This is a genomic window from Mariniphaga sediminis, assembly GCF_003573545.1.
In the GTDB taxonomy this organism is placed as follows: Bacteria; Bacteroidota; Bacteroidia; order Bacteroidales; family Prolixibacteraceae; genus Mariniphaga; species Mariniphaga sediminis.
This window is the reverse complement of record NZ_QWET01000007.1, coordinates 147,482-168,532: the sequence shown is the minus strand read 5'-3', so window position 1 is coordinate 168,532 and position 21,051 is coordinate 147,482. Positions and strand designations below refer to the sequence as shown.

At 41.6% G+C, this 21,051-nt stretch carries 17 protein-coding genes; 12 read left to right on the top strand and 5 right to left on the bottom strand.

Annotated elements, in window-relative coordinates; translation table 11 throughout:
- Nucleotides 1-36 precede the first annotated feature (36 nt).
- Complete coding sequence (locus tag D1164_RS11100; protein WP_147372161.1) at nt 37-375, bottom strand: hypothetical protein; 339 nt, start codon at nt 373-375, stop codon at nt 37-39.
- Nucleotides 376-691: 316 nt separating this feature from the next.
- Between D1164_RS11100 and D1164_RS11090 the strand changes: the two genes are divergently transcribed.
- On the top strand, nt 692-1,402 hold the full coding sequence (locus tag D1164_RS11090) for a DUF3575 domain-containing protein (protein WP_119350049.1): 711 nt from the start codon (nt 692-694) through the stop codon (nt 1,400-1,402).
- Nucleotides 1,403-1,650: 248 nt separating this feature from the next.
- On the opposite strand, the gene D1164_RS11085 is transcribed toward D1164_RS11090, so the two are convergent.
- The 3 genes from D1164_RS11085 to D1164_RS11075 form a co-directional block, all read right to left on the bottom strand.
- Entirely contained in the window at nt 1,651-1,953 is a 303-nt protein-coding gene (locus D1164_RS11085) for a HigA family addiction module antitoxin (protein WP_119350048.1), read from the bottom strand.
- Between the two features lie 17 nt (nt 1,954-1,970).
- Nucleotides 1,971-2,246, bottom strand: coding sequence for a type II toxin-antitoxin system RelE/ParE family toxin (locus tag D1164_RS11080; protein WP_119350047.1), 276 nt, complete (start codon nt 2,244-2,246; stop codon nt 1,971-1,973).
- Between the two features lie 135 nt (nt 2,247-2,381).
- A complete protein-coding gene (locus tag D1164_RS11075) occupies nt 2,382-3,785 on the bottom strand; it encodes an RtcB family protein (protein ID WP_119350046.1) in 1,404 nt (467 codons plus the stop codon).
- A 156-nt stretch (nt 3,786-3,941) separates the two neighbouring features.
- On the opposite strand from D1164_RS11075, the gene D1164_RS11070 reads away from it, so the two are divergent.
- Together D1164_RS11070 and D1164_RS11065 are read left to right on the top strand one after the other, a co-directional pair.
- A complete protein-coding gene (locus D1164_RS11070) occupies nt 3,942-5,288 on the top strand; it encodes a GntP family permease (protein WP_119350045.1) in 1,347 nt (448 codons plus the stop codon).
- An 83-nt stretch (nt 5,289-5,371) separates the two neighbouring features.
- Nucleotides 5,372-6,898 carry a DUF1846 domain-containing protein gene (locus D1164_RS11065; RefSeq protein WP_119350044.1) on the top strand — a complete coding sequence of 509 codons (1,527 nt, stop codon included), beginning with the start codon at nt 5,372-5,374 and terminating at the stop codon, nt 6,896-6,898.
- A gap of 146 nt (nt 6,899-7,044) precedes the next feature.
- Here D1164_RS11065 and D1164_RS11060 read toward each other — a convergent pair whose 3' ends face one another.
- Nucleotides 7,045-7,905 (bottom strand): MBL fold metallo-hydrolase, encoded by an 861-nt coding sequence (locus D1164_RS11060; RefSeq protein WP_147372160.1) that lies wholly within the window; start codon nt 7,903-7,905, stop codon nt 7,045-7,047.
- 274 nt (nt 7,906-8,179) lie between these two features.
- Between D1164_RS11060 and D1164_RS11055 the strand changes: the two genes are divergently transcribed.
- The 9 genes from D1164_RS11055 (at nt 8,180) to D1164_RS24030 (ending at nt 20,883) form a co-directional block, all read left to right on the top strand.
- A complete protein-coding gene (locus tag D1164_RS11055; RefSeq protein WP_119350201.1) occupies nt 8,180-8,524 on the top strand; it encodes a translation initiation factor in 345 nt (114 codons plus the stop codon).
- A 440-nt stretch (nt 8,525-8,964) separates the two neighbouring features.
- Nucleotides 8,965-9,888 carry an AraC family transcriptional regulator gene (locus tag D1164_RS11050; protein WP_119350042.1) on the top strand — a complete coding sequence of 308 codons (924 nt, stop codon included), beginning with the start codon at nt 8,965-8,967 and terminating at the stop codon, nt 9,886-9,888.
- 94 nt (nt 9,889-9,982) lie between these two features.
- On the top strand, nt 9,983-10,636 hold the full coding sequence (locus D1164_RS11045) for a DUF4386 family protein (RefSeq protein WP_119350041.1): 654 nt from the start codon (nt 9,983-9,985) through the stop codon (nt 10,634-10,636).
- Between the two features lie 487 nt (nt 10,637-11,123).
- Nucleotides 11,124-12,128: a FecR family protein gene (locus D1164_RS11040; RefSeq protein ID WP_119350040.1), complete on the top strand. Its 1,005-nt coding sequence runs from the start codon at nt 11,124-11,126 to the stop codon at nt 12,126-12,128.
- A 303-nt stretch (nt 12,129-12,431) separates the two neighbouring features.
- Complete coding sequence (locus D1164_RS11035) at nt 12,432-15,857, top strand: SusC/RagA family TonB-linked outer membrane protein (RefSeq protein ID WP_172594430.1); 3,426 nt, start codon at nt 12,432-12,434, stop codon at nt 15,855-15,857.
- Nucleotides 15,858-15,875: 18 nt separating this feature from the next.
- Nucleotides 15,876-17,486, top strand: coding sequence for a RagB/SusD family nutrient uptake outer membrane protein (locus D1164_RS11030; protein WP_119350038.1), 1,611 nt, complete (start codon nt 15,876-15,878; stop codon nt 17,484-17,486).
- A gap of 35 nt (nt 17,487-17,521) precedes the next feature.
- Nucleotides 17,522-17,971 (top strand): hypothetical protein, encoded by a 450-nt coding sequence (locus tag D1164_RS11025; protein WP_147372158.1) that lies wholly within the window; start codon nt 17,522-17,524, stop codon nt 17,969-17,971.
- A gap of 67 nt (nt 17,972-18,038) precedes the next feature.
- On the top strand, nt 18,039-19,511 hold the full coding sequence (locus tag D1164_RS11020; protein WP_119350036.1) for a Gfo/Idh/MocA family protein: 1,473 nt from the start codon (nt 18,039-18,041) through the stop codon (nt 19,509-19,511).
- Between the two features lie 118 nt (nt 19,512-19,629).
- Nucleotides 19,630-20,883 (top strand): 3-keto-disaccharide hydrolase, encoded by a 1,254-nt coding sequence (locus tag D1164_RS24030; RefSeq protein WP_119350035.1) that lies wholly within the window; start codon nt 19,630-19,632, stop codon nt 20,881-20,883.
- The last annotated feature ends 168 nt before the right edge of the window (nt 20,884-21,051 follow it).

Sequence of the window (21,051 nt, the reverse complement as noted above, 5' to 3'; positions counted from 1 at the left end):
ATATTGATATTTGTGTGTATTAAATTTTTGACTTTATTATTGCGGCTCTTCAGTGCCTCCCTTATCTGCTCTTTCAACTTTCAAAAACTCACCATTGGCATTAAAAAATACCGCGATGTTTTCATCTCCCTGGGTAAGTTCTACTTTATAAGAACTATCACTTCCCACATACGCTTTTGACAAGGTGTAGTCAGCATACGCATCCTGAATTGCAGCCGTTACGGTTTCAGGAAGTTCTTCCTTTTGAATTTCCTTGAACGTTACTTCTTCCTGCATCACCACCATTGGCTGTTCCGGTGCGGCAGCAATTACAGTTGTTGTTATTCCTAAACCCATCAACAATAATCCGATTGACATTACCATTCTCTTTTTCATAGCTCTAAACATTTTAATTCAACATTTAATAAATTACTCGCTTGACAATGGTATTTGGAATAACCGTGCCAGAAAAGAAAATCAGGAAACAACCATTACTGAAACCAACTGATAAACAAACAGAAGCGACCTTATTCTCACAAAAAAACAAGGCAATACCGCAATCTTTCCGCTCGGGGATTACACATTTCTGTTGTAGAATATTTCCACAAAAAAGAATAAACACAAAAATATCTTATTAGAACTTTTTATCTAAAAAAAAGGATGATTGGTAGAAAATCCATAAATTGAACTTACTTTTTAAAACCCATATACGATGAAAAAACATACCAAAATTTTAACCGGGTTACTGTTGCTGTTCTGTACCCCGGCTATTGCTCAAAATAATGTAATCAAAGCCGGTTTTTCAGATGCATTCCTGGGCCATTTCAATCTCAACTATGAATGGAAGGCAAATCAAAAGCAATCGATTCTTCTAAAGTTAGGATATATGGAACCCACCCTCAGTCCCTTTTTCAATGAAAAGACAATTACCCCTTCGGCTTATACGCTGGAGGAAAGTAAGGGCGGGATTAACACCTCTTTGGAATACCGTTTCTACGTCACCGGAAAGGAACCGCTGCAAGGACTTTATATTGCCCCGTATGCCCGTTATAGTAATCAGAAAATGAAATTTTCCGATGAAATTGATGACAGGGCACACACAGTTGACACGCGGCTAAATTCCGTTGGAATAGGGGCTCAACTGGGGTACCAGTTAATTATCGAAGAAAGATTTACACTGGATCTCTACTTTTTTGGCGCCGGAATCGACCATCACTCTGTAACCCTCAAGTACCAGCTCAGACAACCGGAAGCAGGGTTCGATTATGGGTCCATTACCGAAGATGTGAGCAATGTTTTTAAAGATATTAACTACCTGCATAAAAGGCTGGAACATGAAGTAAACGACGACAACCTGACCACGTGGTTACCTTTCTTTTTCCCAGGTTTCAGGGTTGGAATAAGCCTGGGAATTGCCTTTTAATATCCTTTAAAAGGATTGTGGTTTTCTGCATTTATTGTGTTGCTGAATTTGTAAACCTCAAACAAAAAGTTGGGCCGAAAAGAATGTAAAAACATGCGGAACGTTTTATTTCAGTCTCTTCCGATTAAAAGCAGGGATACCGTTGGTGGTATGAGGTAATGGCGGTCAGACAAGTCTGAGTGGTCCGACCGAAACTGGGGCAGGCACGAGATTCGACTGTGTCTAATCGAGCCAATTCCAGCCATGACTTATACCACGTGTTGTGGTGCGTTTTTCTTTATTCTAATCAGGATTTCTCTTTTATGCTCTTTTTCTTCTTCGATATCATAATCATCTTGTAATCCAAGCCAGAATTTTGCAGTTGTTCCAAAATAAGAGCCTAATCTCAAGGCAGTATCAGCTGTAATTCTTCTTTTCCCTTTAATTATCTGAGAAATCCTTGTCTGTGGAATGTCTGTGTCTTTTGACAATCTATATGCTGTTATCCCAAGAGGATGTAAAAATTCCTCTAATAAAATCTCTCCTGGGTGAATATTTGCTAATCTGTCCATTTTTTATCCTCCAATTTTTAATGATAGTCCATTATCTCAACATCATGTGCATTATTGTCAGTCCAGCGAAACACAATTCTCCATTGGTTATTAATCCTGATACTGCAAAAATCTGAGTCTTGTAATTTCTCAAGTCGATTAGAAGGTGGAATTCTCAAATCAGACCAATTTTGCGAGTTATTAATCATTCTCAATTTCCTCCGTCCAATCTGCTGAATTTCAAAAGGAATCCTTTTAACTCGATCCCCATTCCAAATCTTTTCTGTATCCTTTGAGCCAAACGAAACAATCATGCTGTCGTCTTACATTACTAACGTCAAAGATAATTATTTGTTTCAATTTACAAAACCATTTCCGAAGTCTCTGGGCAAAATGAACCACAACATTATTATATAGAGATTGATTTATTTATCATCTTACTCACACACTCATTCCATCCGGACAATTTTAGGATAAAACACACCAAGTATATCCACCAGGTCCTCCTGGGCCCTCATTACCTCATAAATATCTTTGTATGCGAAAGGTGATTCGTCGATTCCACCTCCCAGGAGTTCCACTCTCTTTGCTGCGAGATGTTTTTTCAACTGGCTTTCGGTAAAAGTCTGTTTGGCCTGGTTGCGCGACATCAAACGACCGGCGCCATGCGAGGCCGACTGCAGGGCATCCTCGTTTCCCCTGCCGGAGACAATAAATGCCGGAGATGCCATAGTACCGGGAATGATCCCGATATTTTCCGTGCCTGCCGGGGTAGCTCCTTTCCGATGGATAATAATTTCTTCCCCCGTATCCAGCTTTTCCTTCCAGGCAAAGTTATGGTGATTTTCGATGATGGCAACTGTTTTTTCGCCCAGCGCCTTTGCCAGCCGCCGGTGAATAATCCGGTGATTGGCATGCGAATAGTCGCCGGCCAGTTGCATGGCAGCCCAATACTCCTGCCCTTCTTCCGAATCGAGATCCAACCAGGCCAACCGGGCGGCTTCACCCGAGAGTTCCAGCTTTTCTCTGGCAATACGTGTGTAATGTTTGCACACCTCCGCTCCAAAATTACGGGAGCCTGAATGGCTCAACACGGCAAAATATTCACCCGGCTCTAAATGGAGCCGTTGTGAAAACTCCGAAATTTTCACTACCCCCACATCCACAAAATGATTTCCATGCCCGGAAGTACCCAGTTGGTTGGCAAACTTTTTATGGAACTTTTTGAGAAATTTAATCTCCTGAAATTCCTTACGCTCCAATATCTCATGCTCACGTTCATCCTTAAACTCTGCCAGCCCAAAGCGGGTTTCATTCATTAAAGCATTTTTAATCCGGTCGCGTTCCCCGTCTATTTTTTGGGGAGAGGAAGAGAATACAGAAAGACACATGCGACAACCGATATCCATTCCCACGCCGTAAGGGATCACCGCATTATAGGCAGCCAGCACACCACCGATGGGCAGACCATATCCAACATGAGCATCAGCCATCAGCGCCCCTTTTACCGAAATGGGAAGTTTCATGGCTGTTTCCATTTGGCGAACCGCTTCCGGATCGATATTTTCTTCGCCATAAATTTTAAAATCCAGGGCGGATTTACTCCCTTTCGGTTTCTTTTTATGTTGAATTTTTCCGGATTTTTGAGTCAGAAATTGCGCCAGTTCGCCCCAAAGGGAATCGTTCAGGTAGCTTTCCGGAGCCAGGTTGATTTTCTCCAGCGTTTCCAAAACTTCCATTTTTTCAGATCGTTTAAAATGCCTTCCAGCCAAATGAATGGCAAGTGAAATAGCGCGGTCGTTAGCATAACCGAGACGCTTTACCTCTTTCCCTCGCAGTTTTATTTTTTTCATACCAAAAAAATCAGCTATTTTTAGCGCATATCAGCTATAAATCATCATGAGAACGAAAATTATCACCCTGTTGTTCCGTTTAATATTTGCATTAATCTTTGTCCCCAAAAAGGAACCACACCAAAAAATATTGTAAACCGAATAAATATATAAATTATGCCCGAAGGACTTTGGCTTATAACTGTTCTTTTTATTTCTGTACTGTTCATAATCCTGGGAACCACCCGACTAAAACTGCACCCTTTTATTGTATTGCTGCTGGCTTCTTATCTGGCCGGGGCGCTGGCCGGGCTGCCTGTGGGAAATATTGCCGTTACTATTTCCCGCGGATTTGGTGATATCATGGCCTATATTGGCATTGTTATCGTTTTGGGAACGATTATCGGTACCATTTTGGAAAAATCCAATGCGGCCATCAAACTGGCAGAACTGGTATTGAAGCTGGTGGGGAAAAGGTTTCCCGGTCTGGCAATGTCCATCATCGGGTACATTGTTTCTATCCCGGTATTTTGCGATTCGGCGTATGTTATTCTTTCATCGTTAAAAAAATCGCTGGTACAAAAAACCGGGAAATCGTCGGTGGCACTTTCCATTTCGCTGGCTACCGGATTATATGCAGCCCACACTTTTATTCCACCCACTCCCGGTCCCATTGCTGCGGCAGGCAACCTTGGCCTTGACGATCAGTTGGGTGTGGTGATTCTTTTTGGCCTGGCCGTGGCATTATTTGCCATGTTTGCCGGTTATTTCTGGGCTTCTTTTGCAGGGAAAAGATACAAAACCAGCGACGACGATGAAAAAGCAATACAAACCCTTCCTGAAAATATACAGCTTCCTTCTGCCACCAAATCGCTAATGCCCATCATTGCCCCGATTCTGCTTATTGCTGTTCGTTCGGTTGCAACTTACCCATCCAGGCCTTTGGGGAGTGGTTTCTTTTTCACCTTTGTAGATTTTGCCGGTCAACCGGTTAATGCCCTGCTCATTGGATTATTGCTGGCATTTTTACTGTTTCCCGCTTTTAACAAGGAAACCCTGACAGGATGGATTGGCGACGGTATCAGTGCAGCGGCTCCCATACTCCTGATAACCGGGGCAGGCGGCGCTTTTGGTTCCATTCTGAAAGAAACACAAATTGGCGAAACCATCGGAAACATGCTGGCAGATTACCAGCTTGGCATTTTTCTGCCATTCATTATTGCAGCAGCATTTAAAACTGCCCAAGGGTCTTCTACTGTTTCGCTGGTTGCCACTTCTGCGCTCATCGCTCCACTGCTTTCCACTATTGGCCTCGACTCGCTCAATGGTAAAGTGCTGGCCGTAATGGCTACGGGAGCCGGCGCCATGACCATCTCCCATGCCAACGACAGCTTTTTTTGGGTGGTTACACAATTTTCAGGAATGGATGTGAAAACAGGTTACAAAACGCATACGATGGCAACGCTTATCCAGGGAACCACAGCCATGGCCTTTATTTTTGTGTTGAGTTTGCTTTTTCCCTGAGATATATTTGGAACTACTTAGCGGGATTTTACTAATATTGTGGCTTCAAAAAAAACAGGTAATATTATCTTGAAGGAGTAAAAATGGAAGACAAAAACCGTATCGGATTCGACAACGAAAAATACCTCAGAGAGCAGACCGCTGCTATTCTTGAACGGGTGGAAAGATTTAATCACAGGCTTTACCTTGAATTTGGAGGTAAAATTCTGTACGACTATCATGCAGCGCGGGTACTTCCGGGTTTTGATCCGAACGTGAAGATGCGGCTTTTGCAATTGTTAAAAGACAAAATAGACGTAATTCTTTGTATCCATGCAGGTGATATAGAGCGAAAAAAAGTACGTGCCGACTTTGGTATTACTTACGACGTTGATTCCCTGAAAACCATTGATGATTTCAGGGAATGGGGAATTGAAATTACGGCAGTGGTGATTACCCGTTACCAGAATCAACTTCCGGCAAAAGCCTTCAAAAACAAACTCGAAATGAGGGGGATAAAAGTCTATTTGCATTATCCCACCAAAGGGTATCCAACCGATGTCGACCTGATTGTAAGCGATGAAGGATACGGTGCAAACGAATACATCAAAACAGAAAAACCGATTGTGGTAGTCACAGGGCCGGGCCCCGGAAGCGGGAAACTGGCCACCTGCCTTTGCAACCTTTATCACGAATACAAAAGCGGCATGCAGGCTGGTTATGCAAAATTCGAAACATTTCCCATCTGGGACCTGCCTGTAGATCATAAGGTTAATGTTGCTTATGAAGCGGCTACTGTCGATTTAAAAGATGAAGTACTGATAGATGAGCATCATTTAAAAGCTTATAATAAAAAGGTGGTGAATTATAACCGCGATATCGAAGCATTTCATCTGCTCAAAAGAATTATTGAAAAAATAACGGGCAGTGCATCTATGTACCAATCCCCGACCGACATGGGTGTAAACCGGGCAAGTGCAGGGATTGTAAATGACCGGATTATTGCGGAAGCGTCGCATCAGGAAATCATCAGGCGGTATTTCAGGTGCGCAGTGGAATATGCCCTGGGGTTAACCGAAAAAGAAACACTCAACCGGATTGATGAAATTATGCAAAAAGCAGGTGCCATACCGGAAGACCGCAATGTGGTTGTGCCTGCCCGGAAAGCAGCTGCCAATGCAGAGGAAACCGGAAAAGGAAACGCAGGAATTTATTGCGGAGCCTCGGTTGAACTGCATGACGGGACAATTATAACCGGCAAAAACTCTCCGCTGATGCATGCCGCTTCGAGCCTCATTCTGAACGCTACCAAGCATTTGGCCGGCCTTCCCGATAGTATGCACCTCTTGCCCCAGAACATCATTGACTCGGTCACTCATTTGAAAAAGAACATACTGCATGGCAAAATGGTTAGCCTGGATTTAGATGAGACGTTGATTGTGCTTGGGATAAGCGCCTTGTCGAATCCGGCAGCACAAATGGCGCTTGAAAACCTGAAATGGCTGCGTGACTGCGAAGTTCACCTTACCCACATTCCAACGCCGGGGGACGAAGCAGGATTACGAAAATTGAAGGTAAACCTGACTTGTGATCCGCAATATTCCAGTAAAAGGCTTTTTGTAAATGGCTGATAGCCAAAAACTCATCGACTCAAACAGAGAATAACACATATTCTTTCTGCGCTCTGATATCTCCCAAAATAAAGCTGCGCAACAGATTATTTGCGCGGAGATTAGGACTGCAAAAAGAATATGTCAACTTTAACACAGAGTGAGACCTAACGTATCGCCTTAATTTCGTTGTACACCGATTCTGCCAACCTACTTTCTTCGGTGGTAAATTCGCTCTGAACCTGTTCCAGTTTTTTCCCTTCGTTAATCAATGCTTTTACTTTTTGCTGAAACCTTTTTATTTCTTCCAGGTGAATTTCAATATCCTCCCGGGTTTTCATTTCGGCATGTCCACTGCAAAACCGGAGAGCATCCAGTGCTTCCAGCATTTTTTCAACAGTTTTTACATGTTCAAAAGAGTTGCCTCCTTTATAAGAATGAATGAGTTGTGGCCTCCCAAAAAACACCTGGTCACCAATAAAGGCCGTTTTTTCTTCCGGGAAATAGACTACAATATCACCTGTTGTATGCCCCACACCAAAATAATAAAGTTCGACTGTTTTACTTCCGAGATGAATTTGCATCTGATTGTCAAAGGTTACCTGCGGAATAAATGGAAATAATTTTGCATCGGCCCATCTGGAAGGAGTCCCGTCGCGGCCGGGATGAAAAAACTCTTTCCGGCAATTTTTATGGGCTACAATAACTACCTCTTCCGGAAAAAACTCATTCCCCTTCACATGGTCGCCATCGCTATGAGTATTTACAAGGTATTTAACAGGTTTATCCGTAAAACTTTTAACTGCCGTAAAAATTCCCTCCACTGATTTTTCATCCATTTTGGCGTCAATAATCAACACTGCATTGTCACCAATATACATACCAGCATTAGCCCCCCGACCGCCAATAAGCTGAAAAAGATTATCCGATATTTTTTCAATGGTAATAGGTGACTCCTCCTGATACTGACCTTTTACCAGAACCCCAAACAGAATTTCTGCTATTATAAAAAGAAGTATTGTTTTCATTTTTTGAAGTATTGATTTGTCAAAAAAGGTACAAAAAATTATATGATATTGAACGATACCATTTTCTTTGTTTGCATTTGAAATATCAATCTGCCCCCCAAATTTTATAGAGTTGAAAATCTCCTGCACAAAATTTCACTGAATAATTTAAACCTGAATGCCAGCCGTGAATGGCTTTTGTAAATGCGTGCTTTTGTGGTATCTCAAGAATTCGTATTTTCGGCGTAGTTTTAAGTTGATTGATATTTGCACAAAAAATATTGGGAGGAAAAATATGTCGAATGACTGGAAAGAAAGACTTGGAGTTGTGTATTCCACCAATCCCGATTTTGAGTTTGAAAAGGAAACCGGAAAGGAAGAGGATACGCTTCCGCCGCAACAACAGAATCTGATTGTAAGTCTCGACCGTAAAAAACGCAAAGGAAAAAGTGTTACGCTGATTACCGGTTTTGTGGGAAAAGAAGAGGAATTGAAAGCTTTGGGCAAGCTACTGAAAACCAAGTGTGGGGTTGGTGGCAGTGTGAAGGACGGAGAAATTTTGGTTCAGGGGGATTTTCGATCAAAAATAATAGCGCTCCTTCAACAGGAAGGGTACAAAGTGAAACAATCCGGGGGATAAAAATCAGAAGAGTAGCTCCGTTAATCACGAAGAGGTAGCTGTTCATTTCTCATTTATTATTTCAGGTACTAGTAGGAACCACCCCATCCGGCCTTTCGAACCTTTGACCGGATGTCCCCTCCTAACAAAGTCAGGAGGGGAAAAGGAACAGCCGGAAACTTTGCTATAATTTTAAACCTAAACAAAAACATGCCCAAAGCAGAAATTTCTCCTCCTGGCAAAAACCTGCCCGGCTGCACAGTCAGACGGGGAGTGGATTCATGCGAGGTACGAGCATGAAAACAAGGTGGTTCATTAAGCTACTCATTTTAATAAACCTTGCAACTGTTTGATAAAAATCGCTTTAAAAAAACAAACGTTTCATATATTTGCCTGTTTACGGTCAGACGGTATGACACAAAAATTCCATTTACTCTACACAACATCTTCAAAATAGAATAGTGAAACCCAATTTGACTCAAAAACTACATATAAAACGCATAAACAAGGTCAAGCATTTTATTGAGCAAAATTTAGAGCAAAAACTTACTCTATCGAAATTAGCCTTCGTTGCAAATTTTTCCACTTTCCATTTTCAACGAATTTTCAAATCGGTTGTGGGCGAAACCCCCAAACAGTATATACAGCGAATCAGACTCGAAGCGGCTGCTCATATGATGGCCGTTGAGCCACATACTTCGATACTTGAAGTGGCTATTAAATACGGCTTTAATTCCCTGGAATCTTTTTCCAGGGCTTTTAAGAACTATTATAAAGTAAGCCCTGATGCGTTTAGGAATAAAAATGGTCAGGAAAAAATTACTATCCTACAATCAGTCATGTCTTTTTCTGACCAAAGCATATTAAAGAAAGAACATTTTACAGCTCCCGAAAACAATGTCAAAGCAAAGCGCTTCGATGTAGAAGTTGTAAAATTACCTCCCAAAAAAGTGATTTTTTTGAATGCATATTTGAAAGATTCAGATGCAATAGCCAATAGTTTTCAAAGAGTCACGAACTGGGCTAATGGACATAATTTAGTAACAAAAAGCACAGAAACCTTTGCCCTGATATTGGATTATCCGATTTTCACACCACTCGACAAGTGTAGGATACAAACCTGCATGACAGTAGACATTAAGCCTCCTCTATCCGGAGAAGTCAATTACCTGGAAGTCCCATCAAGAATATATGCAAGGTTTAGTTATGATGGTGGATTACCTGAAATGATTCAGGCCGTTTCCAATGTAGTAAATAATTGGTTGCCTCAAAGTGGGTATAAAATAAACCATACACCTGCTGTTTTAATACACTCAGGAAATTTTAATCCAATAAAATCAAACGAAACGACTTATCAATTTTACCTTGCTATCATTCCGGAATAAAATTCGCAAGAAATGTTAAGTGAAATGCAAGAATCGTTAAAATAACGATATGCCTTGATTTTAGTTTTGGGGCATACTTTTAAAACATTTGGATATGAACAAAACCGATTTCTTAAAACGCACAATCATTGGCCTTTCGTTTTTTTTAGTGTCTATATTGCTCATTATTGGTTTTGCAGCTCATCCCAAATTACTGTCTTTGGACGTAATGGACAAAGGACAAGATTTTGCCAATGAATTCCGAAATAACCATTTACTCGAAGTGGGGCACATTGGTGTGATGTTCTCAGGATTCTTATTCATCGGAATCATGTCTGGTTTTTACAAAATGCTCCGAGACAAAAGTCCGGTTCTTAGTTTTGGGGTGCTAATTTTTGGGATTTTCGGAAGCTTTATGCTTGGCGTTGACAAAGGTGCTTTGGCCCTGGTACCTTCTGCCTTTAATACCCTTCCCGATGAGCAGTTTGCCGTGCTAACACCAGGCCTTGAAGCTATGATACAATACAAAGGCTATATGTGGCTGGCACAACTATATCTGTTTATTCCTGTAGCCATGATTTTGGCTGGTATCGGTTTTTTAAAAACCAACATTATCCCAACGTGGCAGAGTATTGCACTTATTGCCGGGTCATTATTGTTCTTCAACCCTGATATCGATTTGCTCTCCTTAATCGCTTCGGTAGTGATATCGTTTGCGCTAATACCTATTGGTTTTTCCTTTTTAAGAAACAAACATAACATTAGCTAACTTAAAATATCAATCATTATTTGCGCCATTGAAACTGTGTTTTACACATATAGAAGATTGCACTGAAAATCTCATATTTATTATAACCTGATTTAAAACAGACACTTTTAGCAGATTTTTAAACTACATAAACACCCTCACAACAAAAATCCACTCTTCCTGGCAGGAACTGCCCGGCTGTGCTGTCAGACGGGGAGTGGATTCATTTGAGGTACGAGCATGAAGACAAGGCGGTTTTCTCATTCTTCCAAAATTTAAATATTATTCTAAACAATCACCCTTACCAACACACTGCAAATCAACCAGAATCTATCCAACCTTAAATTTTATTAAAAATAATTTGCTTTTCTGTCACCCTCCCCCATTCAATTTTCCGTCTTTTTGCAAATGGCAACTGATAAACCACATCCGGTTGTTCATAGTTTAGGCTAAAAAGAACGGCTGGAACTTCTGGTCGTTCTTTAGCAAAAGATAAATGATATAATAAATGGAAAAAACAAACCAGGATAAAATATGGGAGCTCTGCGCTTCAAAAGTTCACAATGAAGCTAACGACAAAGAAAAAATGGAATTGGAAGAACTTTTGAAGCATCCCGAAAACCGGAAAATTTATAATGTGGTAAATAACCTCCACGGGAACCTCTCCGAAACAAAACCCTTAGCCCAAAGTTCAGAAAGACATTCGTGGCAAAGAATAACTCTTAACTTTAAAAACAAGAACACTAAACTGTACCTTAACATTACCAAATACGCCGCCATTATTATTCTGGCTATTAGTATTGGCACCCTTCTTCAAATAGATTGGAAGCCTTTTCAAAAAAGGTCAATCGGCTATACCAAAATTTTTGTACCCCTTGGACAAATGTCGGAATTAACCCTCAGTGACGGCACCCATGTGTGGCTCAATTCGGGTACTACACTGCGCTATGCCAATAATTTTGGAGAAAATGACAGGAAAGTAAAACTGGACGGTGAAGCTTTTTTCGAAGTAAAAAAAGATGAAATTCCGTTTAAGGTACAAATAAAAAATAACGAGGTAGAAGTGCTGGGAACAAAGTTTGCCGCCATCGCCTATCCCGACGAAAGGTTCAGCCAGGTAACCCTGGTTGAAGGTTCTGTACAATTAAATGATTTTAAAGGAAGATCATTAAAGCAGCTTAATCCAAGGCAGCAAATAACCTTACCTGATGATCCGACAAAAAAAATTAAAACCGCGGAAGTAAATACCACCTTTTATGAAAGTTGGATAAAAGGAGAAATCAAATTTGACGGTAAATGCCTGGCCGAAGTTGCCCGCAGGATGGAACGATGGTACAACGTGGAAATCCGGTTTACCAGCGATGAGGCAAAGAACATTCGGTTTACTGGAACCGTTCTCAAAAATAAACCTATAGATCAGTCAATGAAAGCGATCTGTATGCTTTTATCTGTTGAAGCGGAATTTGTAAGAAACCTGGATACAAAAGACATAATAATCATTTCAAAAAAATAAATGCCTATGAAGTAAAACTATGATCCTAAACAAGGTGTGAGAGATTCTACACCAATGAACCCCGACTAAGATTCCCTAATGCCAATTAATAATGGAATAAATCATCTAAATCGGGATTAACCTGCAGGGGTTACTGCGAAAAGTATATTTGTTGAAAGCAAATAAAAAAGCGATGGGCATGCCCCACATGCCCACCGTTGTGACTAAAACTAAGTGTAATAATCATTAAAACTGCGTAAAGTTATGGAAAATCATGAAACCCAAGTCGGTTTAAACCGACTTTTGAGAGAATTATTATTAAAAATGAAACTAACGTTAATGCTCATACTTCTCTTCCTGGCGGGGGCTTCGGCTTCAACTTATTCACAAAACACCCGCCTGAACATCTCATTAAAAGATGGGAACATGGTTGAACTCATCAAACAAATTGAAGCAAAAAGCGAATTCTTGTTCTATTACCAAAAAGAAGAGCTTACATTGCTGGATAACCTTACCATGGAAGCCCAAAATGCCACGGTAATGGAAATACTTGACCGGGCAACTAAAGGGACTAACTTCGATTATACTGTCATAGACAGATATATTGTAGTGAGAAAAACCGGGGCTGGATTTGGCAATGACTTTCTGCCTTCAGCAGGGCGAAATATGTCAGCCCAGCAACAATCTGTTTTCGGAACAGTAACGGATGCCACCGACCACCCTTTACCTGGCGTTACGGTTGTCGTTAAAGGAACCACAAAAGGTACAGTGACTGACACCGACGGGAACTATTCTTTATCCAATATTCCGGAGGACGCTACACTTATATTTTCGTTTGTAGGAATGATTTCTCAGGAAATTCAGGTAAATGGGCAATCACAAATTAATGTGAAGATGGAAGCCGATTATATTGGCATTGAAGAGATTGTTGCAGTGGGTTATGGCACCATGAAAAAAAGTGATCTTACCGGTTCCGTAGCCAGTGTCACACCTGAAAAACTGATTGACAGGCCTGTTACAAATATTGGTCAGGCCCTGCAGAATAAAATTTCAGGTGTCCAGGTTATCAAAATGGCTGCTGGGGAACCGGGTTCACGTCCTCAGATTCGTATCAGGGGTACAAACTCCATAAATACAAACAGCGATCCTCTTTTTGTTGTGGATGGAATTGTGGGTGTAAAAAATGCACTGCATAATCTGAACCCAAATGACATAGAAAGTATTGATGTTTTAAAAGATGCCTCTGCAACTGCAATATATGGTACCCGGGGAGCAAATGGGGTAATCATTATTCAAACCAAAAGAGGTGCGGCAGGAGATATTCAGGTTAATTACAGTGGTTCTGTATCATACAGTATAATGACAAGGCACAATTATACCGTAACTGCCGACCAGTTTATGTATCTCTACGAGCAGGCTTTTAACAATACGCCAAAATACGGAACTCTCGATTTATCCAAAGATTTTCGCGGCGGCAGAGGTACAGGACTTTCCTGGTCAGAAATGCCCCATCTGTTCGAAGAAGTGGGTCAGGGACAATACCTGCCCGGGCTTGATTTTATGGGGAACGATGGAAAGTATTACAAGCCGAGATTCTATTCAGATTGGGAAGACTATGCTTTTAACCCGGCCTGGTCACACGACCATTATGTAGATGTAAGTGGTGGTTCAGAAAAAGCAAGACTCTCCCTGTCTCTCGGGCACATCGACCAGGATGGTCTCATGTTGGAATCGTATTATAAACGTACCAATGCATCCACCACCGCAGATGTTCAGATTAACGACTGGCTGGACTTAAGTGCCAATATGGCGTTCTCCAGATCCAAAAAAACAAGGGGTGACGACCAAACCAGAACGGTAGCTGAAACATGGCCTATCTTACCGGTGAAATATCCTGACGATCCGGATACGTACGGCATTTATGCAGGATTGTACAGTACCGGAAGGGACTTCGCCGTAGGGGAAAACTGGAGAAATATTGTGTATGTAATGGATCAAAGAGACGGATATTATATCGACACACAATTTAGGGGCGGAGCTATTCTGAATGCCCAAATTACACCTGACTTAAGTTTTAAAACCGACTTTTCTGTTGATAACAGAAGTGAAGATAGCAGGTGGTTCAACGGAGATTTCCAGGGAACAAGGAAATCCGATGCTAGAGGAAGCAATGCCAGATGGTTCTATTGGCAAAACCAAAACTACTTTAACTACAACAAAACAATAGGGAACCACAACATTATGGGTATGTTAGGGCTTTCGTGGTCGGAAGATATGTATGACTGGGTTGAAGCCAGGGCATACAATTTTACGTCAAACTTTTATTTGCACAATAACCTGAATGCAGGGGCCGATACTCCACAAGCTCATTCTTCAAGTACAAGAAGTGCATTGAACTCCTACTTTGCCCGTTTCAACTACAGCTACCTGGGAAGATATATGTTAACGGTAACTGGGAGATACGACGGTTCTTCCAAATTTGGCGAAAACAACAAGTACGCTTTCTTTCCGTCAATTGGGGGTGCATGGAGGATCTCCGAGGAAGGATTCATGTCTGACTCTGAGGCCATTTCCAATTTAAAATTACGTGCCAGTGCCGGTCAAACAGGGAACCAGGAAATTGGTAGTTATGTAACACAACAGTACATTAATAACGCTACCGTTATGTTTGGCAATGGTAAATATGCAGGTCTTTATCCCGGTTCAACCGGTAACCCTAACCTGAAATGGGAAACCACAACCCAGTATGATTTGGGTCTTGACCTTGGGTTATTTCAAAACAGAATAAACCTTGTGTTGGATTTTTACTACAAGAAAACGACTGACATGCTATTTGAGCTTCCGTTACCCGAGTCAACCACAAGCGGAACCGCCTGGGTAAACTATGGTGCAGTAGAGAACAAAGGTTTTGAAATTGAATTGACCACCCGGAATATTGACAGAAACGATTTTAGCTGGACAACGACCCTCACCCTTACCAACAACAGAAACAAAGTACTTGAACTTGGACCGACAAATGCTGATGTTTATGTTGATACTGGAGCAGGAAATGCCACTTCTGTCTATCGGGTTGGGGAACCAATTGGTTCATTCTTTGGACTAAACCGTATGGGAGTTTGGGGCACCGAGGAAGCCGTAGAGGCTGCCCGCTATGGAAGGCTGCCTGGCGATCTTAAGTTTGAAGATGTTAACCAGGACGGCAAAATTGAGCTTATTACCGATGGTGATATTATTGGTCACGCCTACCCAAAGGGATACGGAGGCCTGATTAATTCATTTAGTTACAAAAACTTTGATGCCAATATCAATATTCAGTTCGTTTACGGTGTAAATAAATCAATCGTTCACGAATCGGCCGAAGACCGTCAGTTTGTTTCCGGCATGGTTAACAGGGTTTTAAATGCCTGGCGGCCCGACCATCAGACGGGAACAATGGTTGCTCAGGTACGTGCAGGAAATGCCGGGGCCCGTTACGACTCCTATACAGATACCCACCAAATGTACGACGGTTCATTTATCAGGGGCCAGTCGGCATCTTTGGGATATACCTTTGTAAATAAATTCGGGCTTAAACGAATGCGGGTTTTCTATGCTATGGAAAATTTCTTCCTGATAACCGGACAAAAACTGGAAGGTTATGATCCTGAAGGCAGCTCACAGGATAAGCAGCGTGCCAATATCCCGAATATTGATAAGTATCAGTATCCTACGCCTACCAATTTCAGCTTAGGGGTTAATGTAAGTTTCTAATCTTAAAATGATAATATTATGAACACCAAAATAAAATATAATAAAACATTAAGGTTCACTACACTTTTAGTGGCAATCTTACTTACATTAAATGGTTGTGAGAATTTTTTGGAAGAGGTACCAACCGGAGAACTTACAACTTCTGCAGATATCACCGGAAAAGAATATGGTGAAGCTTTTGCCATAGGTTCATACAGAATGTTAAGAACCTGGACACACGGAGCAAGGGATTGGGGAAATAACCTGCCCAATACACTTGAGTTCCCTACTGGTGGAGCATATACAATCGAACCACACTCTCAGTTTGACAAATACCAAACAAACCAGGTCACCGGGGATTTACTGGATAATTTCAATAACCAATGGAGTAACTGGTATCATGGTGTACAGGACTGCAACCTTGCCATACAGCAATTACCTACCATCGAACTTACAGATGAGGAGTTTAACCGATTTGATGCAGAAGTTCGAACATTGAGGGCCTTCTTCTATTTCTGTATTGTCAGGTACTGGGGCGATGCCATTATGATAACAGAACCTGTGAGTGATGTATTTGCAGCGGAAATGGAACGGACAAGCCTTAAAACCATTTACGATGAAATAATTATTCCGGATCTTGAAGGTGCCATAAACAGGCTTCCTGCCGGAAAATCGACCGATGGACGTGTTACGCAGGATGTTGCCAGGGCCATTTTGGCAGATGTATACTTAACTGCTGCGGGTTACCCATACCAGGAAGTTGCAACAAACCCAAGCAATAGCTGGTGTACAAGTGGTTCATGGTCGATGCAGGATTATCCGGTTGCTGGCGGCCTCAACTTTTTACAAAAGGCAAAAACACAACTGGATGCCTTGTACGGAAAATATGAGCTGGGCACATACAATGATTTTAACAATCCGGCAATGAACAATAAGGGCGAAGCCATCTTTCAGGTTCAATACTCAACAGAGTCAGATTACAACAATGAAATCATTCAAAAAGCGCTTCCGCTGTTGACAAAAATCTCGAAATCGGATGAAAACGGTTCATTTACTCCCTGGGTGGGTTACACAAGCTCATATGGTGCCAATGACAAACGGGCACAGGAACGCCAGTTTTTCTTTACCTGGGATACAAACATTGACGATGTTTTAGATACTGTGAGGTTTATTCCACATTTATGGAAATACTATGATGCAGCAGCTGTTAAATCCGTAAATGGTTCCGGATTAAACTGGACCCATTATCGCTATGGCGAAATTTTATTAATGCTTACCGAAGTCAACTGGGCGTTAAAGCAATTAGGGCAATCGGTATCTGATGACGATATTGAAAAAGGGATTAACGAAATCCGGGAAAGAGCAGAACTTGCTCCAATATCGGCAGCGAACCTGACACTGAAAGATATTTTGAGTGAAAGGGCGTGGGAGTTGATTTTTGAAAACAAAATGCTATGGGATCAGCGGCGCACCAGGAAATGCCTGGTTTATGGCGACCATGAAATATCGGCTATGGAAAATTTCATTGGGCATAAACCTCAACTATTCAACTTTTCGTTTACTCCCCAGCATTTGCTCTCACCTATACCGGGCGATGAGATGAATAATAATGGCATTATACAGCAAAACTTTGGGTATTTGCCAAACTAATTTGTTGTGACTTTCAAAATTTAAATTTTAAAAAGATGAAGACAAAAATTATCATATCGCTATCGTTAATCGTTGTTACAGCTTTATTGATGAGCTGCACAGAGCAACCATACTTTGACATTCCATACGATGAAAACGGAAACGTAATTATTTCCGAAATCTCAGAAGTTACTGCAGATGAAGTTACTATTGCGGATGATTCTTTCACCATAAATTGTTATTTCCCCAATGCAAAGCCGGGCGACACAATGGTTTCTACGGTGCTGATGCAACAGGTACCTTCCTGGGATCCGGGGGGTGCCGAGCAACTGCTTCCTGTGTCGGGTACTGAAAAAAGTATTACGGTGGGCGAAGACCACAAAACCTCGGTTACCTACTCCAGGCAAGAAGCCAAATTGCTTGAAGTGGGCGATGCTGTAACGATTGTATTTTCCGGAAAAACGGATTCAGGAATTATTGAAATTGTTTTAAAAGAGGCCAACTAAATCTCTTTACACCATTGGCGGAATAAGCTTATGTACTATTCCGCCAATTTTTTTAAAACTATTTACCATGGAAAATATTAACCGAAGGAATTTCATCACAACCACAGCCACAGCAGCAGCCGGTTTCTCAATCGTCCCAAGCAATGTGGTAGCAGGCCTGGGCCATAAAGCGCCCAGCGACAAACTGAACATCGCCGGAGTTGGTATTGGCGGGATGGGTTTTGGGAACCTCAAGCAAATGGAAACGGAGAATATTGTTGCCTTGTGCGATGTTGACTGGGCTCACAGCAAACGATGTTTTGATTATTTCCCAAAAGCAAAAAAATACTGGGACTGGCGAAAAATGTACGATGAAATGGGGAAGTCAATAGATGCCGTGCTGGTGGCTACAGCAGACCATAACCATGCTATTGTTGCAGCCCACGCCATGACCCTGAACAAACATGTTTTTGTTCAGAAACCTTTAACCCATTCGGTATATGAATCAAGGCTTCTGACCAAACTGGCAGAAAAGTACAAAGTAGCCACTTCTATGGGAAACCAGGGTTCTTCGGAAGAAGGGGTTCGCTTAATACAGGAGTGGCTGTGGAATAATGAAATAGGTGAAGTAACCAAAGTGGAAGCTTTTACAGATCGTCCGCTATGGCCCCAGGGACTGGCTGCTCCTAAAACAGGAATGTGGCCGCCGGAAACCATGAACTGGGATTTGTTTATCGGCCCTGCCAAATTTCGTCCATATCACAGAATGTACACCCCCTGGACTTTCAGAGGGTGGTGGGATTTTGGAACCGGTGCCCTTGGCGATATGGCCTGCCATATACTTCACCCCGTATTTATGGGGCTTAAGCTGGGCTATCCTACCAGGGTACAGGGAGTATCCACACTGTTAATGACAGACTCCGCACCTGACAGCGAAACAGTAAAACTTATCTTTCCTGAAAGACCAAAGGAACGCGGCATAAAAATAGACCTTCCCGAAGTAGAAGTAACCTGGATGGATGGCGGAATGCGCCCCATGAAACCATCTGACTGGCCCGAAGGGCGCGATATGAATTACCATGGAGGAGGTGTCCTATTTCATGGCACAAAAGATAAGCTGATATGCGGTTGTTACGGACGGAAACCATGGCTGCTGTCGGGCCGGGTACCCAACGTGGCCCAATCCATTCCGCGTATCGAAATAAGTCATGAACAAGACTGGATTAGAGCCTGTAAAGAAACCCCGGAAAACCGGGTTGAAACAGCTTCTCCATTCTCAGAAGCCGGACCGTTTAACGAAATGGTGGTTATGGGAGTTCTCGCGGTTCGCCTGCAGGATTTGAATAAAGAATTGCATTGGGATGGACTCAATATGCAATTCACGAATATCCGCGACAATGAAGAGTTCAAATTCTGTATTGATGATGGACTGGAAATAATTGACGGACATCCACGATTTAACAAAGTCTGGAGCGAACCTATTAACGCCAGGGCATTTGCGGAAGATTTGATCAAACATACGTATCGCGAAGGGTGGTCTCTTCCTGATATGCCTTCTTAAATAAGTAATTGCCCTTTTCTTATAATGACTGTTTGGGGTTTAAACTTTTTAGTCTAAAAAATCTCAAACAGTCATTAATTTATTACTTTGTAAAACCTAAATAATTAAATTTTGAATCATGAAAAAACTTTTATTGTTATTCTTTACGGTCTCTTTTTTAAACTCCGGTGCCATATATGCTCAGTCTGATTGGGTTTCCCTGTTTAACGGCAAAGATTTAACAGGATGGTTTATCCGGGGCAAAGCAACGTGGGCAGTTCAAAATGGAGTGCTTGTTGGCGAAGGTGGCATGGGCCACATTTACACCTACACCACAGCCTCTGATTTTGAATTCAAAGGAATGTTCCGTATCACCGGTGAAAAAACAAACAGCGGATTTTATTTCAGGGCAGTTCCACCGGAAAATAATCCCGATGGATTTCCCAGGGGATACGAAGCCCAAATCTGTCATAACCAGGACGCTCATACCGGATGGTTGTGGAAACCGGGAACACCTACCGGTAAAGCCGAAAAGCTAATAACAAAAGACGGAGAGTGGTTTTCATACAAAATTAAAGCGGTTGGGAATAATATAACCTTTTGGATTAATGATGAATTGGTTATGAAATATGAAGATGATGAATACCAATCCGGGTATTTTGCCATTCAGGGACACAACCCCGGAATGAAAATCGAGGCAAAAGAACTATATTACAAAAACCTGAAGAAAGATAACAGCCTTTCAAAACAAGAAAAAGAATCAGGATGGAAATTACTGTTTAACGGCAAAAACTTTAATGGATGGAGGCAATACGACGGAACAAAAATGCCTGAGAACTGGGTTATTGAAGATGAAACAATGAAAGTACATTTAGGGAAAGGGAAAAAGCCCGGACAAGGCGCCAACGGAGACATTATATTTGGCGATAAAAAATTCAAGAACTTTGAACTTTCCATCGACTGGAAAGCCGGTGAAATGGCAAATTCAGGAATTTTCTACAATATTCGGGAAACACCGGGCAAAAAAATTTATTATGCCGCCCCTGAGATACAAGTTTTAGATAATGAAAATGCAACAGACAATAAAATAGACTCCCACCTGGCTGGTTCGTTATACGACATGATTGCTGCCGACCCGGGAACTGTTAATCCTGCAGGCTTCTGGAATACGGTAGTTATTAAAGTTCAGGACGGGAAAGTAAGTCATACGATGAACGGAAGAAAAGTTGTTGAGTATACGTTATGGACAAAGGAATGGGATGAGCTTGTTCAAAACAGTAAATTCAAAAACTTTCCGGGTTTTATCGAAGGTGTTTCAAAAGAAGGTTACATTGGACTTCAGGATCATGGATATACCGTCTGGTTTAAAAATTTGAAAATCCGGGAACTTTAAAATGCTCCTTATATTTACATAATCATTGGTTATCGGGAAACGCTAAAGTACTCATATCGGTTTCTCTAAACGGAAAATGGATTTTGCTTAGTAATGCGAATCAAGAGTTGATATTAGCTGATTATCAGAAATTCAACACTTGATTCGTATTGGTACTTATATAATACA

Excerpts from the sequence above, each read along its gene's own strand:
- D1164_RS11100 (WP_147372161.1), bottom strand. The coding sequence starts at position 375 with ATGAAAAAGAGAATGGTAATGTCAATCGGATTATTGTTGATGGGTTTA.
- D1164_RS11090 (WP_119350049.1), top strand. The coding sequence starts at position 692 with ATGAAAAAACATACCAAAATTTTAACCGGGTTACTGTTGCTGTTCTGT.
- D1164_RS11085 (WP_119350048.1), bottom strand. The coding sequence starts at position 1,953 with ATGGACAGATTAGCAAATATTCACCCAGGAGAGATTTTATTAGAGGAA.
- D1164_RS11080 (WP_119350047.1), bottom strand. The coding sequence starts at position 2,246 with ATGATTGTTTCGTTTGGCTCAAAGGATACAGAAAAGATTTGGAATGGG.
- D1164_RS11075 (WP_119350046.1), bottom strand. The coding sequence starts at position 3,785 with ATGAAAAAAATAAAACTGCGAGGGAAAGAGGTAAAGCGTCTCGGTTAT.
- D1164_RS11070 (WP_119350045.1), top strand. The coding sequence starts at position 3,942 with ATGCCCGAAGGACTTTGGCTTATAACTGTTCTTTTTATTTCTGTACTG.
- D1164_RS11065 (WP_119350044.1), top strand. The coding sequence starts at position 5,372 with ATGGAAGACAAAAACCGTATCGGATTCGACAACGAAAAATACCTCAGA.
- D1164_RS11060 (WP_147372160.1), bottom strand. The coding sequence starts at position 7,905 with ATGAAAACAATACTTCTTTTTATAATAGCAGAAATTCTGTTTGGGGTT.
- D1164_RS11055 (WP_119350201.1), top strand. The coding sequence starts at position 8,180 with ATGTCGAATGACTGGAAAGAAAGACTTGGAGTTGTGTATTCCACCAAT.
- D1164_RS11045 (WP_119350041.1), top strand. The coding sequence starts at position 9,983 with ATGAACAAAACCGATTTCTTAAAACGCACAATCATTGGCCTTTCGTTT.
- D1164_RS11040 (WP_119350040.1), top strand. The coding sequence starts at position 11,124 with ATGGAAAAAACAAACCAGGATAAAATATGGGAGCTCTGCGCTTCAAAA.
- D1164_RS11035 (WP_172594430.1), top strand. The coding sequence starts at position 12,432 with ATGAAACTAACGTTAATGCTCATACTTCTCTTCCTGGCGGGGGCTTCG.
- D1164_RS11030 (WP_119350038.1), top strand. The coding sequence starts at position 15,876 with ATGAACACCAAAATAAAATATAATAAAACATTAAGGTTCACTACACTT.
- D1164_RS11025 (WP_147372158.1), top strand. The coding sequence starts at position 17,522 with ATGAAGACAAAAATTATCATATCGCTATCGTTAATCGTTGTTACAGCT.
- D1164_RS11020 (WP_119350036.1), top strand. The coding sequence starts at position 18,039 with ATGGAAAATATTAACCGAAGGAATTTCATCACAACCACAGCCACAGCA.
- D1164_RS24030 (WP_119350035.1), top strand. The coding sequence starts at position 19,630 with ATGAAAAAACTTTTATTGTTATTCTTTACGGTCTCTTTTTTAAACTCC.